The following is a 16,887-nucleotide window of genomic DNA, read 5'->3' as shown; positions in this document are numbered from 1 at the left end:
CTCCTTTTCCCATGCGTAACTTGCGCGCCACTTATCTGCCGCTCATGCGCTGCATGTTCGCTACTCGCCCGCTACGTGCGCGCTACGTGTGCTTCGCTCGCGCGCTGCTGCCTGCTCACTGGTCACTTGCCAACCGTGTGCTATTTACGTCCAACCGCGCCGCGCAGCCGCGCCGCGAACTCTCCGCGTCCTGCGAAATAGGTCTGCACGATCCGCGAGATCACCCCGTTCGAGCCCGGCAACGCGGGCATCGCGTCGAACTGCGGCAGCGTATGACGCGCGTCCGCTTCCGCCGGATAGATGCGCACGCGCACGTCGTACCACGCGGCCTGGCCGGTCACCGGGTCCGAGTTCGAGAGGCGCGCGGCCGCTTCGTCGCGGCCGGGCAACTCGTCGGTGATGAGGTGATTGAGCAGGAAGCCGCGCTGCGATTCGTTCGCGCCGGCGCCGAGATTCCACGCGCCCGAGGCCTTGCCAATCGCATTCCACGTCCATACCGTGCCCGGCTCAACGGTCTCGCTAAAGCGTGCCATGCAGCGCACGCGGCCCCATTGCGATTCGGCATAAATCCAGCTGCCGTCGGCAATACCGTTTTCGGCCGCCATCAGCGGATTCATGTAGAGATAGTTCTCGCCATGAATCTGCCGCAGCCAGGCGTTCTGCGAATCCCACGAGTGATACATGGCCATCGGCCGTTGCGTCACGGCGGCGAGCGGAAAACGCGCGAGGTCGGTGGAATCGCTTTCGAGCGGCGCATACCAGAACGGCAGCGGATCGAAATACTTTTCGACCCGTGCCCGCAAGTGCTCCGGCGGTTGCCTCCCACTCGTGCGGCCTTGCGCGGCGAGCCTGAACTTCTGCATGACGTCGGAGTACAGCTGGATCAGGATCGGCTCGTTGAATTTACGGAAGCCTTTTTCCACCGCCCAGTCGAGATACGGCCCATTGCAGTTGCGCATGTATTGGAGCGTCTCCGGCAAGCGGTAATGGAACACGCAGTTGTTCTTTGCATACTGTTCCCACTGCCGCGGATTCGGCTCGCCCACCAGCGCCTTGTCGCCGTCCTTGCCGCGCCAGCCGATCAGAAAGCCGACGCCGGAACCCGGCGCCGTCGTGTGATTGACGATGAAGTCGGGATAGTCGCGAAAGCGGCGCGTGCCTTCGGCTGTCGTGAAGGCAGGAAACTTGAGGCGCGAAGCGAGTTCGATCAGCACTTCCTGGAACGGCTTGCACTCGCCGGTCGGGGGCACCACCGGCACGCGCACGGAATCCACCGGACCGTCGAATTCGGAAATCGGCCGGTCGAGCATCGACATCGCGTCGTGCCGCTCGAGATAGGTCGTGTCCGGCAGGATCAGATCGGCGAACGCCGTCATCTCCGACTGGAACGCATCGCACACCACGAGAAACGGAATCTTGTACTCGCCGTTCGCATGCTTGTCGGCGAGCATCTCGCGCACCTTCACCGTATTCATCGACGAATTCCAGGCCATGTTGGCCATGAAAATCAGCAAGGTATCGATGGGATACGGATCGCCGCGCCATGCGTTGGTGATCACGCTATGCATCAAGCCGTGCACCGCGAGCGGATATTCCCAGGAGAAGGCCTTGTCGATGCGAACCGGGCCGCCGTGTTCGTCGATGAACAGATCTTCGGGCGCGGCGGGCCAGCCGAGCGGCCCGGTTGCGAGCGGTGTGTTCGGCTTGACGGCGTCAGGGCTGTTCGGCGGTTTCGCCGACGGCGGCACCGCGCGGGGAAACGGCGACTTATGACGAAAGCCGCCAGGGCGGTCGATGGTGCCGAGCAGCGACATCAGCACCGCAAGCGCGCGGATCGACTGGAAGCCGTTGGAATGCGCGGCCAACCCACGCATCGCGTGAAAAGCGATCGGGTTGCCGGTGACGGTCTCGTGCGTCACGCCCCAAGCGTCGGTCCATTGGATTGGCAGCGTGATCCGGTGGTCGCGGCTGGTCTGGATCATTTCACCCGCGAGGCGGCGAATCGTGTCCGCTGCGATGCCGGTAATGCCTGCGGCCCACTCGGGCGTGCAGTCGGCCACGCGTTCGCGTAGCAACGCGAATGACGGCGTGACCGGCGTGCCGTCTGCAAGCGTGTAGCGGCCGTCCAGCGCGGGCGTCACGCCCGGTGCATGATGCGGCACAGCGCGCGCGGCGGCGGCGTCCCACCAGAGATGATTCTGCGGAAACAGCGGATTGCCGACCGGTCTATCCGGGTCGCGCACGAACAGGCCGAAGTTTTCGCTGGCTTCATCGAGATCGACGAGCTCGGCCGCGTTCGTATAGCGCTGCACGAATTCGTGATCCCAGGCGTCAGCGGCGATCAGTTCGTGCAGAAACGCCATGAACAGCGCGCCATCGGTGCCGGGTTTGATGGGCACCCATTCGTCGGCAATCGCGGCGTAGCCGGTGCGAATCGGATTGATCGCGATGAAGCGTCCCCCCGCGCGCTTGAACTTCGAAATAGCGATCTTGAGCGGATTCGAATGATGATCTTCCGCCGTGCCGATCATGAAAAAGAGTTTGGCGCTGTCGAGATCGGGGCCGCCGAATTCCCAGAACGAGCCGCCGATCGTATAGATCATGCCGGCCGCCATGTTGGCCGAACAGAAGCCGCCATGCGCCGCGTAATTGGGCGTGCCGAACTGTTTGGCGAAGAGGCCGGTGAGCGCCTGCATCTGGTCGCGGCCCGTGAACAGGGCGAATTTCTTTGGATCCGTGGCGCGAATCGCCGCAAGGCGCTTTTCGAGCACGTCGAACGCGACCTCCCACGACACCGGCTCGAACTGCGCACTGCCCCGCTCCGCGCCCGCCTTACGCATCAATGGCTGGGTCAGGCGCGCGGGCGAGTACTGCTTCATGATGCCCGAGGCACCCTTGGCGCAGATCACCCCCTGGTTCAGCGGATGCTCGGGGTTGCCGTCGATGTAGCGCACCTCGCCTTCACGCAGATGCACGCGAATGCCGCAGCGGCAGGCGCACATGTAGCAGGTCGTCGTCTTGATCTCGAGCCGTTCGTCCTGCGTGCGGGCGTGGTGTTCCATGCGGATCTCCGTCGCTGCTCCGGCTGTGTCGAAGCGGTTGGTTCAATACCGACCATCCTATTCGCCGCGGGCCTACAAGGGAAATCACGATTTTTGAGAGAAACTATCCGCTGGGCTGATAGTTTCAGTTTGGCTTCAGATGTCAGATCGGCGTGAGCACCGCCTCACCAGCGAAATGCCGCGTCGCGTTGGCCAGGAAATTGTCGACCGATGCCGTGATCGCCTCCGGCGAGCGGCCGCCCACATGCGGTGTCAGGACCACGTTGCGCAGCGTCAGCAAGGCTTCGGGCGGATGCGGCTCGCCCTCGTAGACGTCGAGGCCCGCGCCGGCGATCGCGCCAGTGGTAAGCGCATTCGCTAGAGCAGCGGTATCCACCACACTGCCGCGAGAGACGTTGACCACGAAACCGTCCGACCCGAGTGCGTCCAGTACCGCTTTGTCGATCAGATGACGCGTACCGGCGCCGCCGGGCGTCGCCACCACCAGAAAATCGCACCACTGTGCGAGGCCCTGCACGCTGTCGAAATAGCGCAGCGACGAGCCCTCACGTGGTTTGCGGTTGTGATAACCGATTTCCATATCGAAGCCGCTGCCACGCCGCGCGATCTTCTCGCCGATATGGCCAAGCCCGACGATGCCGAGCCGCTTGCCGGACACGTTCGGGCGCATCGGCAACGTGTCGCGCCAAGCGCCCTTGCGGGTGGCCTGATCGAGTTGCGGCACGTCGCGCACCACCGCAAGCAGTAGAGCGAACGCGTGATCGGCCACGCAATGATCGTTGGTGCCCGCGCCGTTGACGAGCACGATGCCACGCGAGCGAGCGTGGTCGATGGCGAGGTTTTCATAGCCGGCGCCGAGCGCGCTGACAAACTCGAGCTGCGGCATCTGGTCGATTTCAGCAGCCGTCAGCCCGGTCGTGCCGTTGGTCAGCACGGCGCGGATCGTCTGGCCATGTGCTGCGATCGCGGCGGCTCGCTGGGTGGCGTCGGGTGCATAGACGACGTCGAAAGCGGCCTCGACACTGGCGCGGCTTGCGTCTTTCAAGGGAATCAGAACCAGCAGGGATGGCTTCATGTCGGTGCTTTTTCTTAAGGCGGTGACGGACGGGAGACACGACGAGCGAGTGTAACAAGCCTCCCGCCGCCCCGCTGGGAAGTGGTCACAAGCGGTCACCAGCGGTCACCAGCGATCACAAGCGGTCGAAAGCAGGCGCGAGCAATAGGCCCTGTTGCGAACCCGCTGCCGCGCAGCCTAAAGTCCATCCGAACCACGCCGTAATCTTTGTGAATGGACCGGCGCGAGCAATATGCGTTATGCGTCTTTCTTTTGAGCCGAACCCAAGCCGCTTTAAAATAGCCGGAACTCCGACCACGGGAATCTCATGCTGGACATCCTCCCGCGCGGCTCAGCGCCCGCCAATGACGCCCCGAAGGCAGTTCCCTTGGGGGACGATTCCGAAATGTTCGAACTCGCGCCGGTCTCGCTCTGGCTAGAAGACTTCAGCGGCGTGCGCACACTATTCGACACATGGCGGGCACAAGGCGTAACCGACCTGCGCGCCCATTTCGCCGAATATCCGGCCCTTGTCGCCGAATGCGCACACAGCATCCGCGTCATCAAGGTCAACCAGAAAACGCTGACGCAATTCGAGGCCGCCGATTTCGAAGCGCTCACCAGCAATCTCGCCTCGGTGTTCCGCGACGACATGCTCAAGACCCACCTTGAAGAGCTATGCCAATTGTGGGCGGGCCAGGCGCAGTTCACGAGCCAGACGGTCAACTACACGCTCGGCGGCCGGCGCCTGGACGTGCTGCTCAAGGGCGCCGTGCTACCCGGCCACGAAGATCGCTGGGATCGCGTGCTCGTATCGGTCGAAGACATTACCGAACTCGAAGGCGCGCGGCATCGCGTGACGCTTGCCGAACAGTATGTGCGCGGCCTGTTCGAACATTCGCCGGTATCGTTGTGGGTGGAAGATTTCAGCGCGGTCAAGCGTCTGCTCGACGACGCGCGCTCGGCCGGCATCCGCGATTTTCGGGTGTTCACCGACGTGCATCCCGAGTTTGTCGAGCGCTGCATGCAGGAAATTCACGTGCTCGACGTGAACCAGCACACCCTCGACATGTTCGTGGCGAAAGACAAAAAAACGTTGCTGGCGCGCCTGCCGGACGTTTTCCGCGACGACATGCGGCCGCATTTCCGCGAGCAGCTGATCGATCTGTGGGATGGCAAGCTGTTTCAGCAGCGCGAAGTGCTCAACTATTCGCTCGACGGCAACGAGGTGCACGTGCACCTGCAGTTTTCCGTACTGCCGGGCCATGAAAGCAATTGGGACCTGGTGCTGGTGGCCCTCACCGACATCACCGCGCGCAAGAAGGCCGAAGCGTACCTGGAGTTCCTCGGCAAGCATGACGTGCTGACCAAGCTGCGCAACCGCTCGTTCTACGTGGACGAACTGAACCGGCTGGAGCGCAAGGGTCCGTGGCCCGTGACGATCATCATGGCCGATCTGAACGGTCTCAAACGCGTGAACGACCAGCTCGGCCACGCGGCCGGTGACGCATTGTTACGGCGCGCCGGCGAAGTCCTTGCCAAGGCGACAGATGCGCCTTTTCACGCGGCACGCATCGGCGGAGACGAGTTCGCGATCCTGTTGCCGGACACCGATGAGCGCGGCGGCGCCGCGATGGTCGATGCGATCCGCCAACTGGTCGATCTGAACAACCAGTTTTATCCGGGTTCGCTGCTGAGTTTTTCGATGGGAGCGGCGACGTGCCAGCGCGGCGACCGGCTCGAAGCCGGCGTGCAACGCGCCGATCTGCTGATGTATGAGGAAAAGCGCACGCACTACGCGAACCGTCCGGTTGCGGGCGCGCCCGGCGACTGACGCCGGGGCATCTCGCGGGTTGGCGATCTGGCGCCGTGCAGCCGGGCGGACAGGCGTCTCAGCGCTTGTCGGTCCGCAGCGCCTCGCCGTACGTGCTGACGATCCGCCGATCCTGCTCGTCCACCGAAAACAGCTCCCATTCGATGCCGTTCACGTCCTTGCTGCTCGAATATCCTTCTACTGAATCGTCCTCGAAGCCGACGTGCCGAAGCTGTCCGCTCTTATCCGGCATCTCGTTGATCGAAAAATTCAGCAGATCGGTGCGCCACATCGCGTAACGGCCCGGCACGACGGCCGTGGGCGGCTGGCCGAGACGGGCGCTGTAATCGTCGATGGAGGCCTCGAGGCTGGCAACGGCCAAAGCAATGTGGAAGCGTTTCATAGCGGTTTTTCCGGCGGTCAGGATGAGGTGTTTCATCGTATCCGTCGCGCGCGGCCGCAACCAGTTGCCCGATCATCCCGGTATCGGTATTACCGGTTTGCCTCGTGACGGCCAGCAGCCTGCCAGACAGCGGGCGCCTCTCATCGCGCCGGCAGATCCTGGTAACGAGCGCGAAGCTTCGTGGCGCAGTACGCCGCCATGCATACCAGGGCGCCCGCGCCCAGCGCCACGCGCAGCCCCCAAAGCGGTGCACACGCGCCGAGCCACAACGCGCTGAGCGCCGGTCCGCCACGATAGATCACGCCGTATAACGCAAGCACACGTCCGCGCATTGCCTGCGGAACCGATTGGTGAATCAGCGTCTGTGCGCCAATGCCGGTCACGACCACGGAGAAACCCAGCGCAAAAAACAGGACCAGCGCCGCCGGGAAATACTGCGTGAACGCCAATCCGAGCCCGCACAGCGAAGCGGCCAACACATGCCGTTCGATCAATCTCGCTAGCGGCCCCGTCGCGTCGCGGCCGCTGAACCAGATGCCCCCTGCAAGCGCACCGGCCCCCGCAGCGGCGACGAGCGACGCGAAACCCTGTGCGCCCCGCTGCACCATAGCGTCTGCAATGGCCGGCGCCATGTCAGGGATACCGCGAAGGCAGACGGCGCACGCAATCAGAATCAGGAAAGTTGCCCGCAACGGGGCGTCTGACGCGAGGTAGCGAAATCCGTCCGTGGCATCGCGTCGCCAATGCGAGGGCGGCATATCGGCAAGCAAACGCGGGCTCGCCGGAATGCGAACAATGGCGGCAATGAAGACGGCATAGCCCAGCGCACTGAGGAAGAACAATGCCGAAGGATCGAGCTTCAGCAATAGCGCGCCCGCCACAGCCGGCCCCGCAAAGCGAGCCAGACTGAAGCACAGTGAGGTGAGCGCAACGGCCGAGCCAAGCTGCTGTTGCGGCACCAGCGTCGACGTCCACGAGAGGCGCGTGGGCTGACACAGTGCACCGGCGATACCCGTCACCAGGGTCACCACGAGCAGCCATTCCATGGAACTGGCGTCACCGAGAATCAGACAGGCCTGCAAAACGGCCATCGCCATCGCGACACACTGACAATAGAGCATGACGCGGCGCGGGTCGCAACGATCCGCCATCAGGCCGGCAATCGGTGCGAGGAACACCGTCGGGAAAAGATCGGCGAGGGCAAGCAAGCCAAGCCATAGGCTCGAGTGACTGATCTCCCACACAAGCCAGCCGGCACCGACCCGCTGCACCCACATACCAATCAACGACAGGCTGTTACCGAATGCGAACAGCCTGAAGTCCCGGCACGCGAGTGCGCCGAAGCCCCTGCTCTTGAGTACGATCCACCGCTGAAGGAAGCCCGCCATCAGCGTTCTCCTCAAGGGCGCCAGGACGGCGCGGCAGGTTCGCCGGATAGCGTGATCCAATCTCGTTGCGGATCAAAAGCGGGAAGATCGAAAGTGTTCGGGCAGGAATCAATCATCTGAATCTCACAATGGGCGGGTTTAGAGAGATGCATAAGAAATGAATACATCCGAATCACGAATTTATTCTCATGCTCAAATCAATCTGATAACCCGGACAATCACACAATCGGCACCGCGCAATAACCCCATGGATTGGTAGTCAATTTGAAAATACCAATACTGCGTCGTTACGCCACAACCCAAAATTGGTAGTAAACGCCCTCGCCGAGCCACATACATTCCATATCTGATTTACGATAGAAATCCACCAAACAATCCGCATCGGAACAATGATTTGATCGCTACCAGGACGTACCCATCACGCGAACGCGAACACCAGCCCGACTGAAAGAAGTCTGTACACAACTGCATAGCGGAGCCTGCGATGCCACGAGTCCTCTCCGAATGGTGGAACAATCTGTTTTTCGAACTACAAAGCTGCGAGCAGATTGAGAGTGCATTTTCCACGCTGTCGCGCGCCTCACAGGATCTTGGCTTTGCGTATTACGCATTCGGCTATGTCAGCCGTACGCCATTCTGTTCGAGGAATATTTTTATCAAAAGCTCTTATCCCGAACTTTGGATATCGCGATATCGGGAGAAAAAATATCTCGAAATCGATCCGGTCGCCAAACTCGACTCCGGCGATCTGACGCCGGCGATATGGAGCGAGGATTTCTTTGCCGGCGCGAAACACGTCTGGGACGAAGCGAAATCAGCGGGATTGGCAATCGGCATTTCACAGCCTTGCTGGGATACACGCGGTCAGTTCGGCGTGCTTTCCCTGGCGAGAAACGACCTCGCATTGAGCTCCGACGAAATCAAGGCGCTGCGGCCGTTTCTCGCGGCACTCGGTCACCTGTCGATGTCGTGCATCAGTACGATCTGCGAACGGCAGAAACACACCACCACCGACATCAGCCTGACCCGCCGCGAAATCGAGATCCTGCGTTGGACCGCGGACGGCAAGTCCGCCAAAGGTATCTCAAACGCCCTGGAGATTTCCGTCGATACGGTGAATTTCCACCTTAAAAATTGCATGAGGAAATTCAACGCCTCGTCGAAGACCAGTGCGACCGCCTATGCGATCGCCTACGGACTACTGTAGCTACGGAGAGGGTGATGGAAGAGATCGTGGTCAGCACCATGGAAAACCTGAGTCCCGCTGCGAGACGGCAACTCGGCCGGTACCGGTATGCAGTATTCGTCGAGCAGATGAAATGGGACCTGCCCGCCGTCAATATCGACCTCCGGGAGGAATGGGACGAATTCGACCGGAGAGACACCGTTAATGTCATCGCCTATTCAGCGGACCGTAGCATTTGCGGCTATGCACGCTTGTTGCGCACCACCCAGCCCTATCTGCTCAGCGAAGTGTTCACAGACTTGTGCTCCGTACCATTGATTAGCGATTCCTCAACGTGGGAATTGTCACGTTTCACGACTTGCCATGCGGGCGCCGAACTCAACGCGCAACGCATGCGCAGGCTGCTTCGCCAGATTTTTCTTCATGCTGAACACTTAGGATTCCGTCAATTGATCGGCGTCGCGCCATGTAGCATGGAACGGCTCTATCGGCGGCTGGGACTCGTGCTGCGGCCTCTCGGCCCGGCGCGAACAGCCGGTGACGGCCTCGCGGCGTTTTCCCTGAATATCAATGCGGCGGGCTTGAGAGCCTTAAGAGATTGATAGCGATTGATTGCGATTGATAACGTGAGTCTCGGACACGACCGCAGCCACGCAGGCAACCCGCTAAGCGCCCGGAAAGCGCAATTCGAAGCGCACCACACCCGGCACCGGACACACCACGCGCGCCGTGCCGCCGTGCAGATGCATGATCGCCCTGACGATCGCGAGACCCAGCCCGCTCGATTCGGTGAACGCGCTGCGCGCCGCATCCGCGCGGTAGAAGCGATCGAACAGGCGGTCCAGTTGCTCGTCGGGAATCGGCGCACCGTCGTTTTCCACCACCACCGTCGCGCCCCGTTCGTCCTGTATACCGCTCAAACGCACAACCGTATCGTTTGCGCCGTATCGCACCGCATTGACGACGAGATTGTTGATCGCCCGCCGGCACAGCATCGGATTGACCGACGCCACGCCCTGAGCCTCGACGGCAAAACGCATACCCCGTTCGTCGGCGGGGCCTTCAAAATAGTCTGCGATCCTGACGAGTTCGTCGCGCAGATCGACTGGCTCACGGTCGATGGACAGCGCAGCATGGTCCGCGTGCGCGAGAAACAGGATGTTCTCCGCAATGTGGCTCAAACGGCTCAACTCTTCGAGATTCGATTCGAGCAATTGCTGATATTCATCGGCGTCGCGCGGTTTGGCGAGCGTCACCTGGGTCTGGCCGATCAAGGCGCCCACTGGCGTGCGAATTTCATGCGCCAGATCGGCGGAGAACTGCGAGAGGCGCTGATAGCCATCGGCAAGACGGTCGAGCATCGCGTTGAAGGCGTGCGTGAGCTGGCGTAATTCGACCGGCGCGGCCTCGCTGTCGAGCCGCACCGACAAACTCGCCGGACTGATCTGCGCCGCCCGCGTAGCGATCTCGCGCACCGGCCGAAACGTGCGGCGCAGCACGTAGTAGGCGAGCAGCGTCGCGGCCAGCATGCCGGTCAGTGTGGCCAGTACGATGCGATTGCGATACGCCGCCAGCATCCGCACTTCCTGAGTCATCGGATGCGCGGCGATCACTTCGACCTCGCTGCCGTCCTCGCGTGCTTTGACGGTGGCGATCGCCCAATGAACCGGCACGCCGTCCGGCAACATCGTCTGGCGGATATCCGGGAGCGTCGGCAACCGGTTCTCCGCACCGGCCTGCAGGGCCGGCACCGCAATGTTTGCAGGATTCACGTCGATGAACGGCGCCTCGCCCGGACGGCGAAACAGCAGCACGTCCGCCTCCGCGCCGAGCATGCTCTCGAACAGCAAAGGCCGGTCCTTCAATTCGCTGACCGAATAGAGATCGCGCACGATGCGGCTGAAATGCTCGACACGGCCGGTGAGCACCACGTCCGCGCGGCGCTGCAACGACAGCTCGGCGGAGTGATAGAAATACGCGCCGAGCGTGCCGATCACCACGCACGCGATCGCGGCAAACAGCACCGTGGTGCGAGCCGTCAACGAACGTTTGGTCCACAGCTTCATGAACCGTCGCCAAAGGTATAGCCGATGCTGCGCACCGTATGAATCAGCTTCTTTTCAAACGGATGATCGACCTTGGCGCGCAACCGTTTGATGGCGACGTCGACCACATTAGTGTCGCTGTCGAAGTTCATATCCCACACTTCCGAGGCGATCTGCGTACGCGATAGCGCTTCGCCTTGCCGGCGCACCAGTAGATGCAGCAGCATGAATTCCTTGTTGGTCAGCGGAATCTCGACGCCTTCGCGCGTTACCTTGCGGCGCAGGACGTCCAGCTTGAGATCGGCGATCTCGAACACATCGCTCTCGCGGATCACGCCACGACGCAGCAGCGTGCGGATGCGCAACACCAGCTCGGTGAACGAGAACGGTTTGACGAGGTAATCGTCGGCGCCGAGTTCGAGGCCACGGATGCGGTCGCTGACGTGATCTCGCGCGGTCAGGAAAATGACCGGCAGATCGCGCCGCGCCCGCAACGCACGCATGATTTCCCAACCGTCGATGCCGGGCAGCATCACGTCCAGCACCACCAGGTCATACGCGTGTTCCAGCGCCATGTGCAGCCCATCCGTGCCGGTGCGCGCGAGGTCGACCGCGTAGCCGCTTTCGCGCAGCCCCTTCTTCAGGTAGTCGCCGGTTTTCGGGTCGTCTTCGATGACGAGGATGCTCATGGTGCCTGGTTTCCGACCCTGAGCGCCGCCGTGGGCGCAGGTCATGGATGTGGACGTGAATATGGTGGCCATTCTACGTGGCCGCCGCGCGCCGTTCATGACGTTTTTGTCATCCGTCTGTCACTCGCCGGAGCCGCTCGCGCGCCTAACCTGCTCTTATCCTTCACCCACCCAGAGCAGACTCATGAAGATTGTTTCCGCTAATGCGATGCGCGCCATCGTCGCCCCCGCGCTCGTCGCTGCCTCGCTGTTCGCCGCAGTATCCGCCGCGCAAGCCCAGACCGCCGCCCCCACTGGCGTACGCGGCACCGTGACCGCGCTCTCGGGCGACGTGCTCAAGGTCCACACGCGCGATGGCAAGGACGTCGACGTGAAGCTCTCCAAGGACACGCCGATTCGCGGCGTTGCGATCGCCAATGTGAACGACATCAAGCCGGACAGCTATGTCGGCACGGCCGCGATCCCCCAACCCGACGGCACGCTGAAGGCGCTCGAAGTGCACGTGTTCCCCGCCAGTATGCGCGGCTCCGGCGAAGGCCATCGCCCGTGGGATCTCGGCTCGAACAGCACGATGACCAACGGCACGGTCGGCTCCCTTGTGGTCAGCAACGGCCGCACGATCACCGTCAAGTACAAGGACGGCGAAAAGAAGATCGTGATTCCGCAAGACGTGCCTATCGTCGCCCTCGAACCGGGTGACCGCTCGCTGCTGGTGCCGGGCGCAAAGGTCGTGCTGTTCGCCCACAAGGAAGCCGATGGCTCGATGACGGCGAATTTCATCTCGGCCGGCGAACATGGTGTCACGCCGCCGATGTAATACGGCGCTTTTCAACCGTTCGAACAGCCGCGTGCCTCAATCACGCGGCTTGCCGATTTTTCTTTGTTTCATCACCGCTCACCATGCCCGAACCGCAAGCGCGCTTTATCGTCCACCCACTTGTCGTACGAATCACGCACTGGATCAACGCATTTGCGATGGTCTGCATGGTGATGAGCGGCTGGGCGATCTATAACGCGTCGCCCTTCTTTCCGTTCAGATTTCCGGTATGGGCGACCGTCGGCGGCTGGCTGGGCGGCTCGATTGCATGGCATTTCGCGGCGATGTGGCTGCTGTGCGCGAACGGCCTGCTGTATCTGGCGTATGGCATCGGACGTGGGCATTTTCGTCGCAAGTTACTGCCCGTCTATCCGCGCGATGTCGTACACGATGCCGCATTAGCAATGCAGTTCAAGCTTCCGCACGATACCGGCAAATATAACGCGGTGCAGCGCGCGCTCTATCTCTTCGTATTGTTCCTTGGCGTGCTGCTGGTCGCGTCGGGGCTCTCGATCTGGAAGCCGGTGCAATTCTCCTGGCTTACCACGCTATTCGGCGGCTTCGATTTCGCGCGTCGCGTGCATTTTGTCGCGATGGCGGGTGTGGTCGGCTTTGTCGTCGTGCATCTGGCGCTGGTGCTGCTGGTGCCGCGTACGTTGCTGCCAATGCTGACGGGCCGCGCCAAACATTCCGCGCATGAAGGAACTCAGGCATGAGCGAATCAAAACGCCGGGACTCGCGCAGCTCGCGCATTGTCCTTGCCGACCACAAACCGCAAATCGAACGGTTGCAACGGCGGTTGTTCCTGCGCTCGTCGCTCTCGATCGGCGCGCTGGCGATGCTCTCGGGCTGCAACATGCAGGACGGCGATTCGGTCGACAAGGTGTTGTGGGCCATGTCGCGCTGGAACGATCGCGTGCAGGGATGGCTGTTCGATCGAAACAAACTCGCGCCCACTTATTCGGCGCGCGAGATCACCGACCCGTTCCCGTTCAACGCGTTCTATCCGGAGTTCGACGCGCCGGATATCGACGGTTCGACGTATCAACTGGAAGTGTCGGGGTTGGTGTCGGACAAGCGCACGTGGACGCTCGATCAACTGCGCGCCTTGCCGCAGGCTTCACAGATTACGCGGCACATCTGCATTGAAGGATGGAGCGCGATCGGGCAATGGCGAGGCGTGCCGTTTCGCACGTTCCTCGAACGCATCGGCGCCGATCTGAGCGCACGCTATGTCGGCTTCAAATGCGCGGACCGTTATTACTCGAGCCTCGATATGGCGACGGCCTTGCATCCGCAAACCCAACTGACGCTCGATTTCCGCGACGCGCCGCTGCCGGCCAAATACGGCTACCCGCTGAAGCTGCGCGTACCGACCAAACTGGGCTTCAAGAATCCGAAGCACATTGCGGCGATTTTCGTGACCAACACGAACCCCGGCGGCTATTGGGAAGACCAGGGGTACAACTGGTTTAGCGGGCTATAACGCTTCCCGCGAACGCGCGCCTATACCGCGGTCACATACCGCGCGACCGGCTTGACCACGCGCGGCGGCGGCGCATCGTACACGGTGCGCATGCGCTTGACTTCATCGACCGGGCTCAGGCCGAACAGGCGCTTGAACTCGCGGCTGAATTGCGACGCGCTTTCGTACCCGACGCGCGCCGCGGCGGCGCCGGCATTCAAACCATCCTGCACCATCAGCAAACGCGCGTGATGCAACCGCGTGGTCTTCACGTATTGCATCGGCGAGGTCGCCGTCACGGCCTTGAATTGCGCATGAAAAACGGCGAGGCTCATGCCCGCTTCAGAGGCGAGCGTGTCGACATCGAGTTGCCCGTGGTAGTCGGCATGGATTCGCCGTAGCGCCTTGGCGATTCGGCCGAAATGATTCTGATGCGTGAGCGCCGCGCGAATCGCGTCGCCCTGCTCGCCCGTCAACACCCGATAGCAGATTTCGCGGACCACGCCAGGCGCAAGAATGCGCGCGTCGAGCGGCGAGGCTAACGCGTCCATCAAACGCTGCACGGCATTGTTCAGGGCCGGATCGAGCGGCGTCGAATAGATGCCGAGCGGCTCGTTCTGCGTGGCGCCTTGCGTTTCGTTCAGCGCCATCAACAACTCGGCCACCATGGTCAGATCGACTCGTACCGAGATGGCGAGGAACGGCTCTTCCGGGCTTGCCTCGGTTTCACATTCAAACGGCAACGGCACCGACAGCACCAGATATTGCTGCGCGTCGTACTGGAACACCTGATCGCCGAGAAAACCGCGCTTGCGCCCCTGGCAGACGATCACGATGCTCGGCTCGTACATCACGGGCATACGCGGCATCGGCTTATTGGCCCGCATCAGATTGACCCCTTCCAGGCTCGAGCGCGTAATGCCCGGATTGGGCGCGAGTGTGTCGAACAATTCGACCAGACGCTGCTGGGATGGATCGGCGGGCCCGCCGGCGGCCGGGGCACGAGTGACCGGGCCGCGCTCGGCGGGGTCGCCATCGACCGATGTGGGTTCTACGGAATGGGTTGACATGACGGTATAGTGACGCGCAAGAGAATAGTGCTTGAAATTTAACATCAAACTACCTACAACGCTCGTCGCCAGGAGTTTTAGGCAAACCTTCAAGATATTCAGGTATTCCCTGGTTCGCTCCCGGCTCCTACTATGGGAGCCCTGCCGGATCATCTTTTCCCGCGCTGCGCTGGGCTCGGTCGCCCATTCACCGTTTCGGTGAGTACGTCGGCCACCGCCTGCGCCGTGATCCCGGTTCACAACAAGGTTTGGCCGCATCGGCGACGCGCGTCGCCCATCGTTGGCGCCTTGCGACATTACCCTCTTTGCTGGAGCTACCCATGAGCACGACTTATGCCTATGCAGCGACCGACGCTTCCGCGCCGCTCGCCCCGTTCGAAATCCAGCGCCGCGAACTGCGCGCCCATGACGTGCAGATGGAAGTCCTGTTTTGCGGCGTGTGCCATTCCGACTTGCATCAGGCACGCAACGAATGGAAGAACACGGTTTTCCCGGTGGTGCCGGGCCATGAAATTGTCGGCCGCGTAACTGCGGTGGGTCCGGACGTGACGAAGTACAAGGCAGGCGATCTGGTGGGCGTGGGATGCCTGGTCGACTCGTGCCGTACGTGTGCGAGTTGCGAGGAAGGTCTCGAGCAGTATTGCGAAAACGGTTTTGTCGGTACGTACAACGGTGTGGATCGGGTTGACGGTCAGATCACCTACGGCGGCTATTCGACGCAACTGGTGGTGGATGAGGCATTCACGCTGCGCGTGCCGGAGAATCTCGACCCGGCGGGTGTGGCGCCGTTGCTGTGCGCGGGGATCACGACGTATTCGCCGCTGCGCACGTGGGGCGCCGGTCCTGGCAAGAAGGTCGGGATTGTTGGTCTTGGCGGCCTGGGTCACATGGGCGTGAAGTTGGCCCGTGCAATGGGTGCGCATGTGGTGTTGTTTACGACGTCGCCGTCGAAGATTGAAGATGCCAAGCGGCTTGGTGCGCATGAGGTTGTCATCTCGAAGAATGCTGAAGAGATGGGCGCGCATGCCAATAGCTTCGATTTCATTCTGAATACCGTTGCTGCGCAGCATGATTTGAATCCGTTTTTGAATCTGCTCAAGCGCGATGGGACGATGACGCTGGTTGGTGCTCCGGAGCACGATCATCCGTCGCCGCAGGTGTTCAATCTGATTCTCAAGCGTCGCCGTCTGGCTGGTTCGCTGATTGGCGGGATTGCCGAGACGCAGGAGATGCTCGACTTTTGCGGCGAGCATGGGATTACTTCGGATATTGAAGTGATTTCTATGCAGGGGATTAATGAGGCTTATGAACGGATGCTTAAGAGTGATGTTAAGTATCGGTTTGTGGTTGATCTGGATTCCTTACGGAAGTGATTGGTTTTTTTGCCTGTGAGGTGCTGATTGGTTTTGGTGCCTTGCGGGCAGGGGCTTTTATTGGGGTGGTTGCCTGTGCGGCGCTTTTTGTTTGTTCGCGTACGGCGTTGGCCTTTCCTTGAATTGTTAGTGGTCTATTAGCGTTCGCCCCTGTGCGGGGCAGGCACCTACTTTTCTTTGCCGCCGCGTAACTATTCAGCAGTTGTAAACTGGAACCAGGCGATGCATAGTGAAGGACATGACGAAGATGCCTGATTTCAAAGACCTCACACACGAACAGAAGGACGCGCTCATCGTTGATCTCGTGAAGCGTCTGAACGCGCTCGAAGCGAAACTCGAGAAGAACAGTCGTAACTCCAGCAAGCCGCCCTCAAGCGATGGGCCCGGGCGCAAGCCGAAGTCGTTGCGCGGCACGAGCGGGGCAAAGCCTGGCGCGCAGCCGGGGCATAAGGGCAAGACGCTCAAGCGGGTGGTGCAACCCGATTGCATCGAGATTCATCCGGTGGCGCCGGTGTGCGATGC

The 16,887-nt window shown here is 61.4% G+C and carries 15 protein-coding genes; 8 read left to right on the top strand and 7 right to left on the bottom strand.

The window, feature by feature from the left end; translation table 11 throughout:
• Positions 1-140: 140 nt before the first annotated feature.
• Complete coding sequence (locus HHL24_RS38325) at positions 141-3,062, bottom strand: molybdopterin-dependent oxidoreductase (RefSeq protein WP_169490509.1); 2,922 nt, start codon at positions 3,060-3,062, stop codon at positions 141-143.
• Positions 3,063-3,204: 142 nt separating this feature from the next.
• Positions 3,205-4,137, bottom strand: coding sequence for a 2-hydroxyacid dehydrogenase (locus tag HHL24_RS38320; protein WP_169490508.1), 933 nt, complete (start codon positions 4,135-4,137; stop codon positions 3,205-3,207).
• A gap of 307 nt (positions 4,138-4,444) precedes the next feature.
• On the opposite strand from HHL24_RS38320, the gene HHL24_RS38315 reads away from it, so the two are divergent.
• Positions 4,445-5,950 carry a sensor domain-containing diguanylate cyclase gene (locus HHL24_RS38315; RefSeq protein WP_169490507.1) on the top strand — a complete coding sequence of 502 codons (1,506 nt, stop codon included), beginning with the start codon at positions 4,445-4,447 and terminating at the stop codon, positions 5,948-5,950.
• A gap of 58 nt (positions 5,951-6,008) precedes the next feature.
• Here the strand turns inward: HHL24_RS38315 and HHL24_RS38310 are convergent, their stop codons facing one another.
• Together HHL24_RS38310 and HHL24_RS38305 are read right to left on the bottom strand one after the other, a co-directional pair.
• On the bottom strand, positions 6,009-6,332 hold the full coding sequence (locus HHL24_RS38310) for a VOC family protein (RefSeq protein ID WP_169490506.1): 324 nt from the start codon (positions 6,330-6,332) through the stop codon (positions 6,009-6,011).
• Between the two features lie 140 nt (positions 6,333-6,472).
• Entirely contained in the window at positions 6,473-7,720 is a 1,248-nt protein-coding gene (locus tag HHL24_RS38305) for an MFS transporter (RefSeq protein WP_169490505.1), read from the bottom strand.
• 484 nt (positions 7,721-8,204) lie between these two features.
• Between HHL24_RS38305 and HHL24_RS38300 the strand changes: the two genes are divergently transcribed.
• Positions 8,205-8,927 (top strand): autoinducer binding domain-containing protein, encoded by a 723-nt coding sequence (locus tag HHL24_RS38300; RefSeq protein ID WP_169490504.1) that lies wholly within the window; start codon positions 8,205-8,207, stop codon positions 8,925-8,927.
• 14 nt (positions 8,928-8,941) lie between these two features.
• Complete coding sequence (locus HHL24_RS38295; RefSeq protein WP_169490503.1) at positions 8,942-9,508, top strand: acyl-homoserine-lactone synthase; 567 nt, start codon at positions 8,942-8,944, stop codon at positions 9,506-9,508.
• 63 nt (positions 9,509-9,571) lie between these two features.
• Here HHL24_RS38295 and HHL24_RS38290 read toward each other — a convergent pair whose 3' ends face one another.
• On the bottom strand, positions 9,572-10,972 hold the full coding sequence (locus HHL24_RS38290) for a heavy metal sensor histidine kinase (protein WP_169490502.1): 1,401 nt from the start codon (positions 10,970-10,972) through the stop codon (positions 9,572-9,574).
• The gene (locus HHL24_RS38285; protein ID WP_169490501.1) at positions 10,969-11,640 is read right to left on the bottom strand and encodes a heavy metal response regulator transcription factor; all 672 of its coding nucleotides are present in this window, start codon (positions 11,638-11,640) and stop codon (positions 10,969-10,971) included. The genes HHL24_RS38290 and HHL24_RS38285 overlap by 4 nt, the downstream gene beginning before the upstream one ends.
• Before the next feature lie 184 nt (positions 11,641-11,824).
• Here HHL24_RS38285 and HHL24_RS38280 point away from each other — a divergent pair, with 184 nt between their 5' ends.
• From HHL24_RS38280 to HHL24_RS38270, 3 genes are all read left to right on the top strand, one after another.
• Positions 11,825-12,457, top strand: coding sequence for a hypothetical protein (locus HHL24_RS38280; protein WP_169490500.1), 633 nt, complete (start codon positions 11,825-11,827; stop codon positions 12,455-12,457).
• Positions 12,458-12,540: 83 nt separating this feature from the next.
• On the top strand, positions 12,541-13,173 hold the full coding sequence (locus HHL24_RS38275) for a cytochrome b/b6 domain-containing protein (RefSeq protein WP_169490499.1): 633 nt from the start codon (positions 12,541-12,543) through the stop codon (positions 13,171-13,173).
• Positions 13,170-13,943, top strand: coding sequence for a molybdopterin-dependent oxidoreductase (locus tag HHL24_RS38270; RefSeq protein ID WP_169490498.1), 774 nt, complete (start codon positions 13,170-13,172; stop codon positions 13,941-13,943). The genes HHL24_RS38275 and HHL24_RS38270 overlap by 4 nt, the downstream gene beginning before the upstream one ends.
• A gap of 20 nt (positions 13,944-13,963) precedes the next feature.
• On the opposite strand, the gene HHL24_RS38265 is transcribed toward HHL24_RS38270, so the two are convergent.
• On the bottom strand, positions 13,964-14,992 hold the full coding sequence (locus HHL24_RS38265; RefSeq protein ID WP_169490497.1) for an AraC family transcriptional regulator: 1,029 nt from the start codon (positions 14,990-14,992) through the stop codon (positions 13,964-13,966).
• 320 nt (positions 14,993-15,312) lie between these two features.
• Between HHL24_RS38265 and HHL24_RS38260 the strand changes: the two genes are divergently transcribed.
• Both HHL24_RS38260 and HHL24_RS38255 read left to right on the top strand, forming a co-directional pair.
• On the top strand, positions 15,313-16,365 hold the full coding sequence (locus HHL24_RS38260) for an NAD(P)-dependent alcohol dehydrogenase (RefSeq protein ID WP_169490496.1): 1,053 nt from the start codon (positions 15,313-15,315) through the stop codon (positions 16,363-16,365).
• Between the two features lie 247 nt (positions 16,366-16,612).
• A partial coding sequence (locus HHL24_RS38255) for a DUF6444 domain-containing protein (protein ID WP_230417750.1) occupies positions 16,613-16,887 on the top strand: 275 nt, incomplete at its 3' end.

The sequence above is a fragment of the Paraburkholderia polaris genome (genome assembly GCF_012927345.1).
Classification (GTDB): Bacteria; Pseudomonadota; Gammaproteobacteria; order Burkholderiales; family Burkholderiaceae; genus Paraburkholderia; species Paraburkholderia polaris.
Note: the sequence above shows the minus strand (reverse complement) of the source record. Positions and strands in the feature narration are given on the sequence as shown.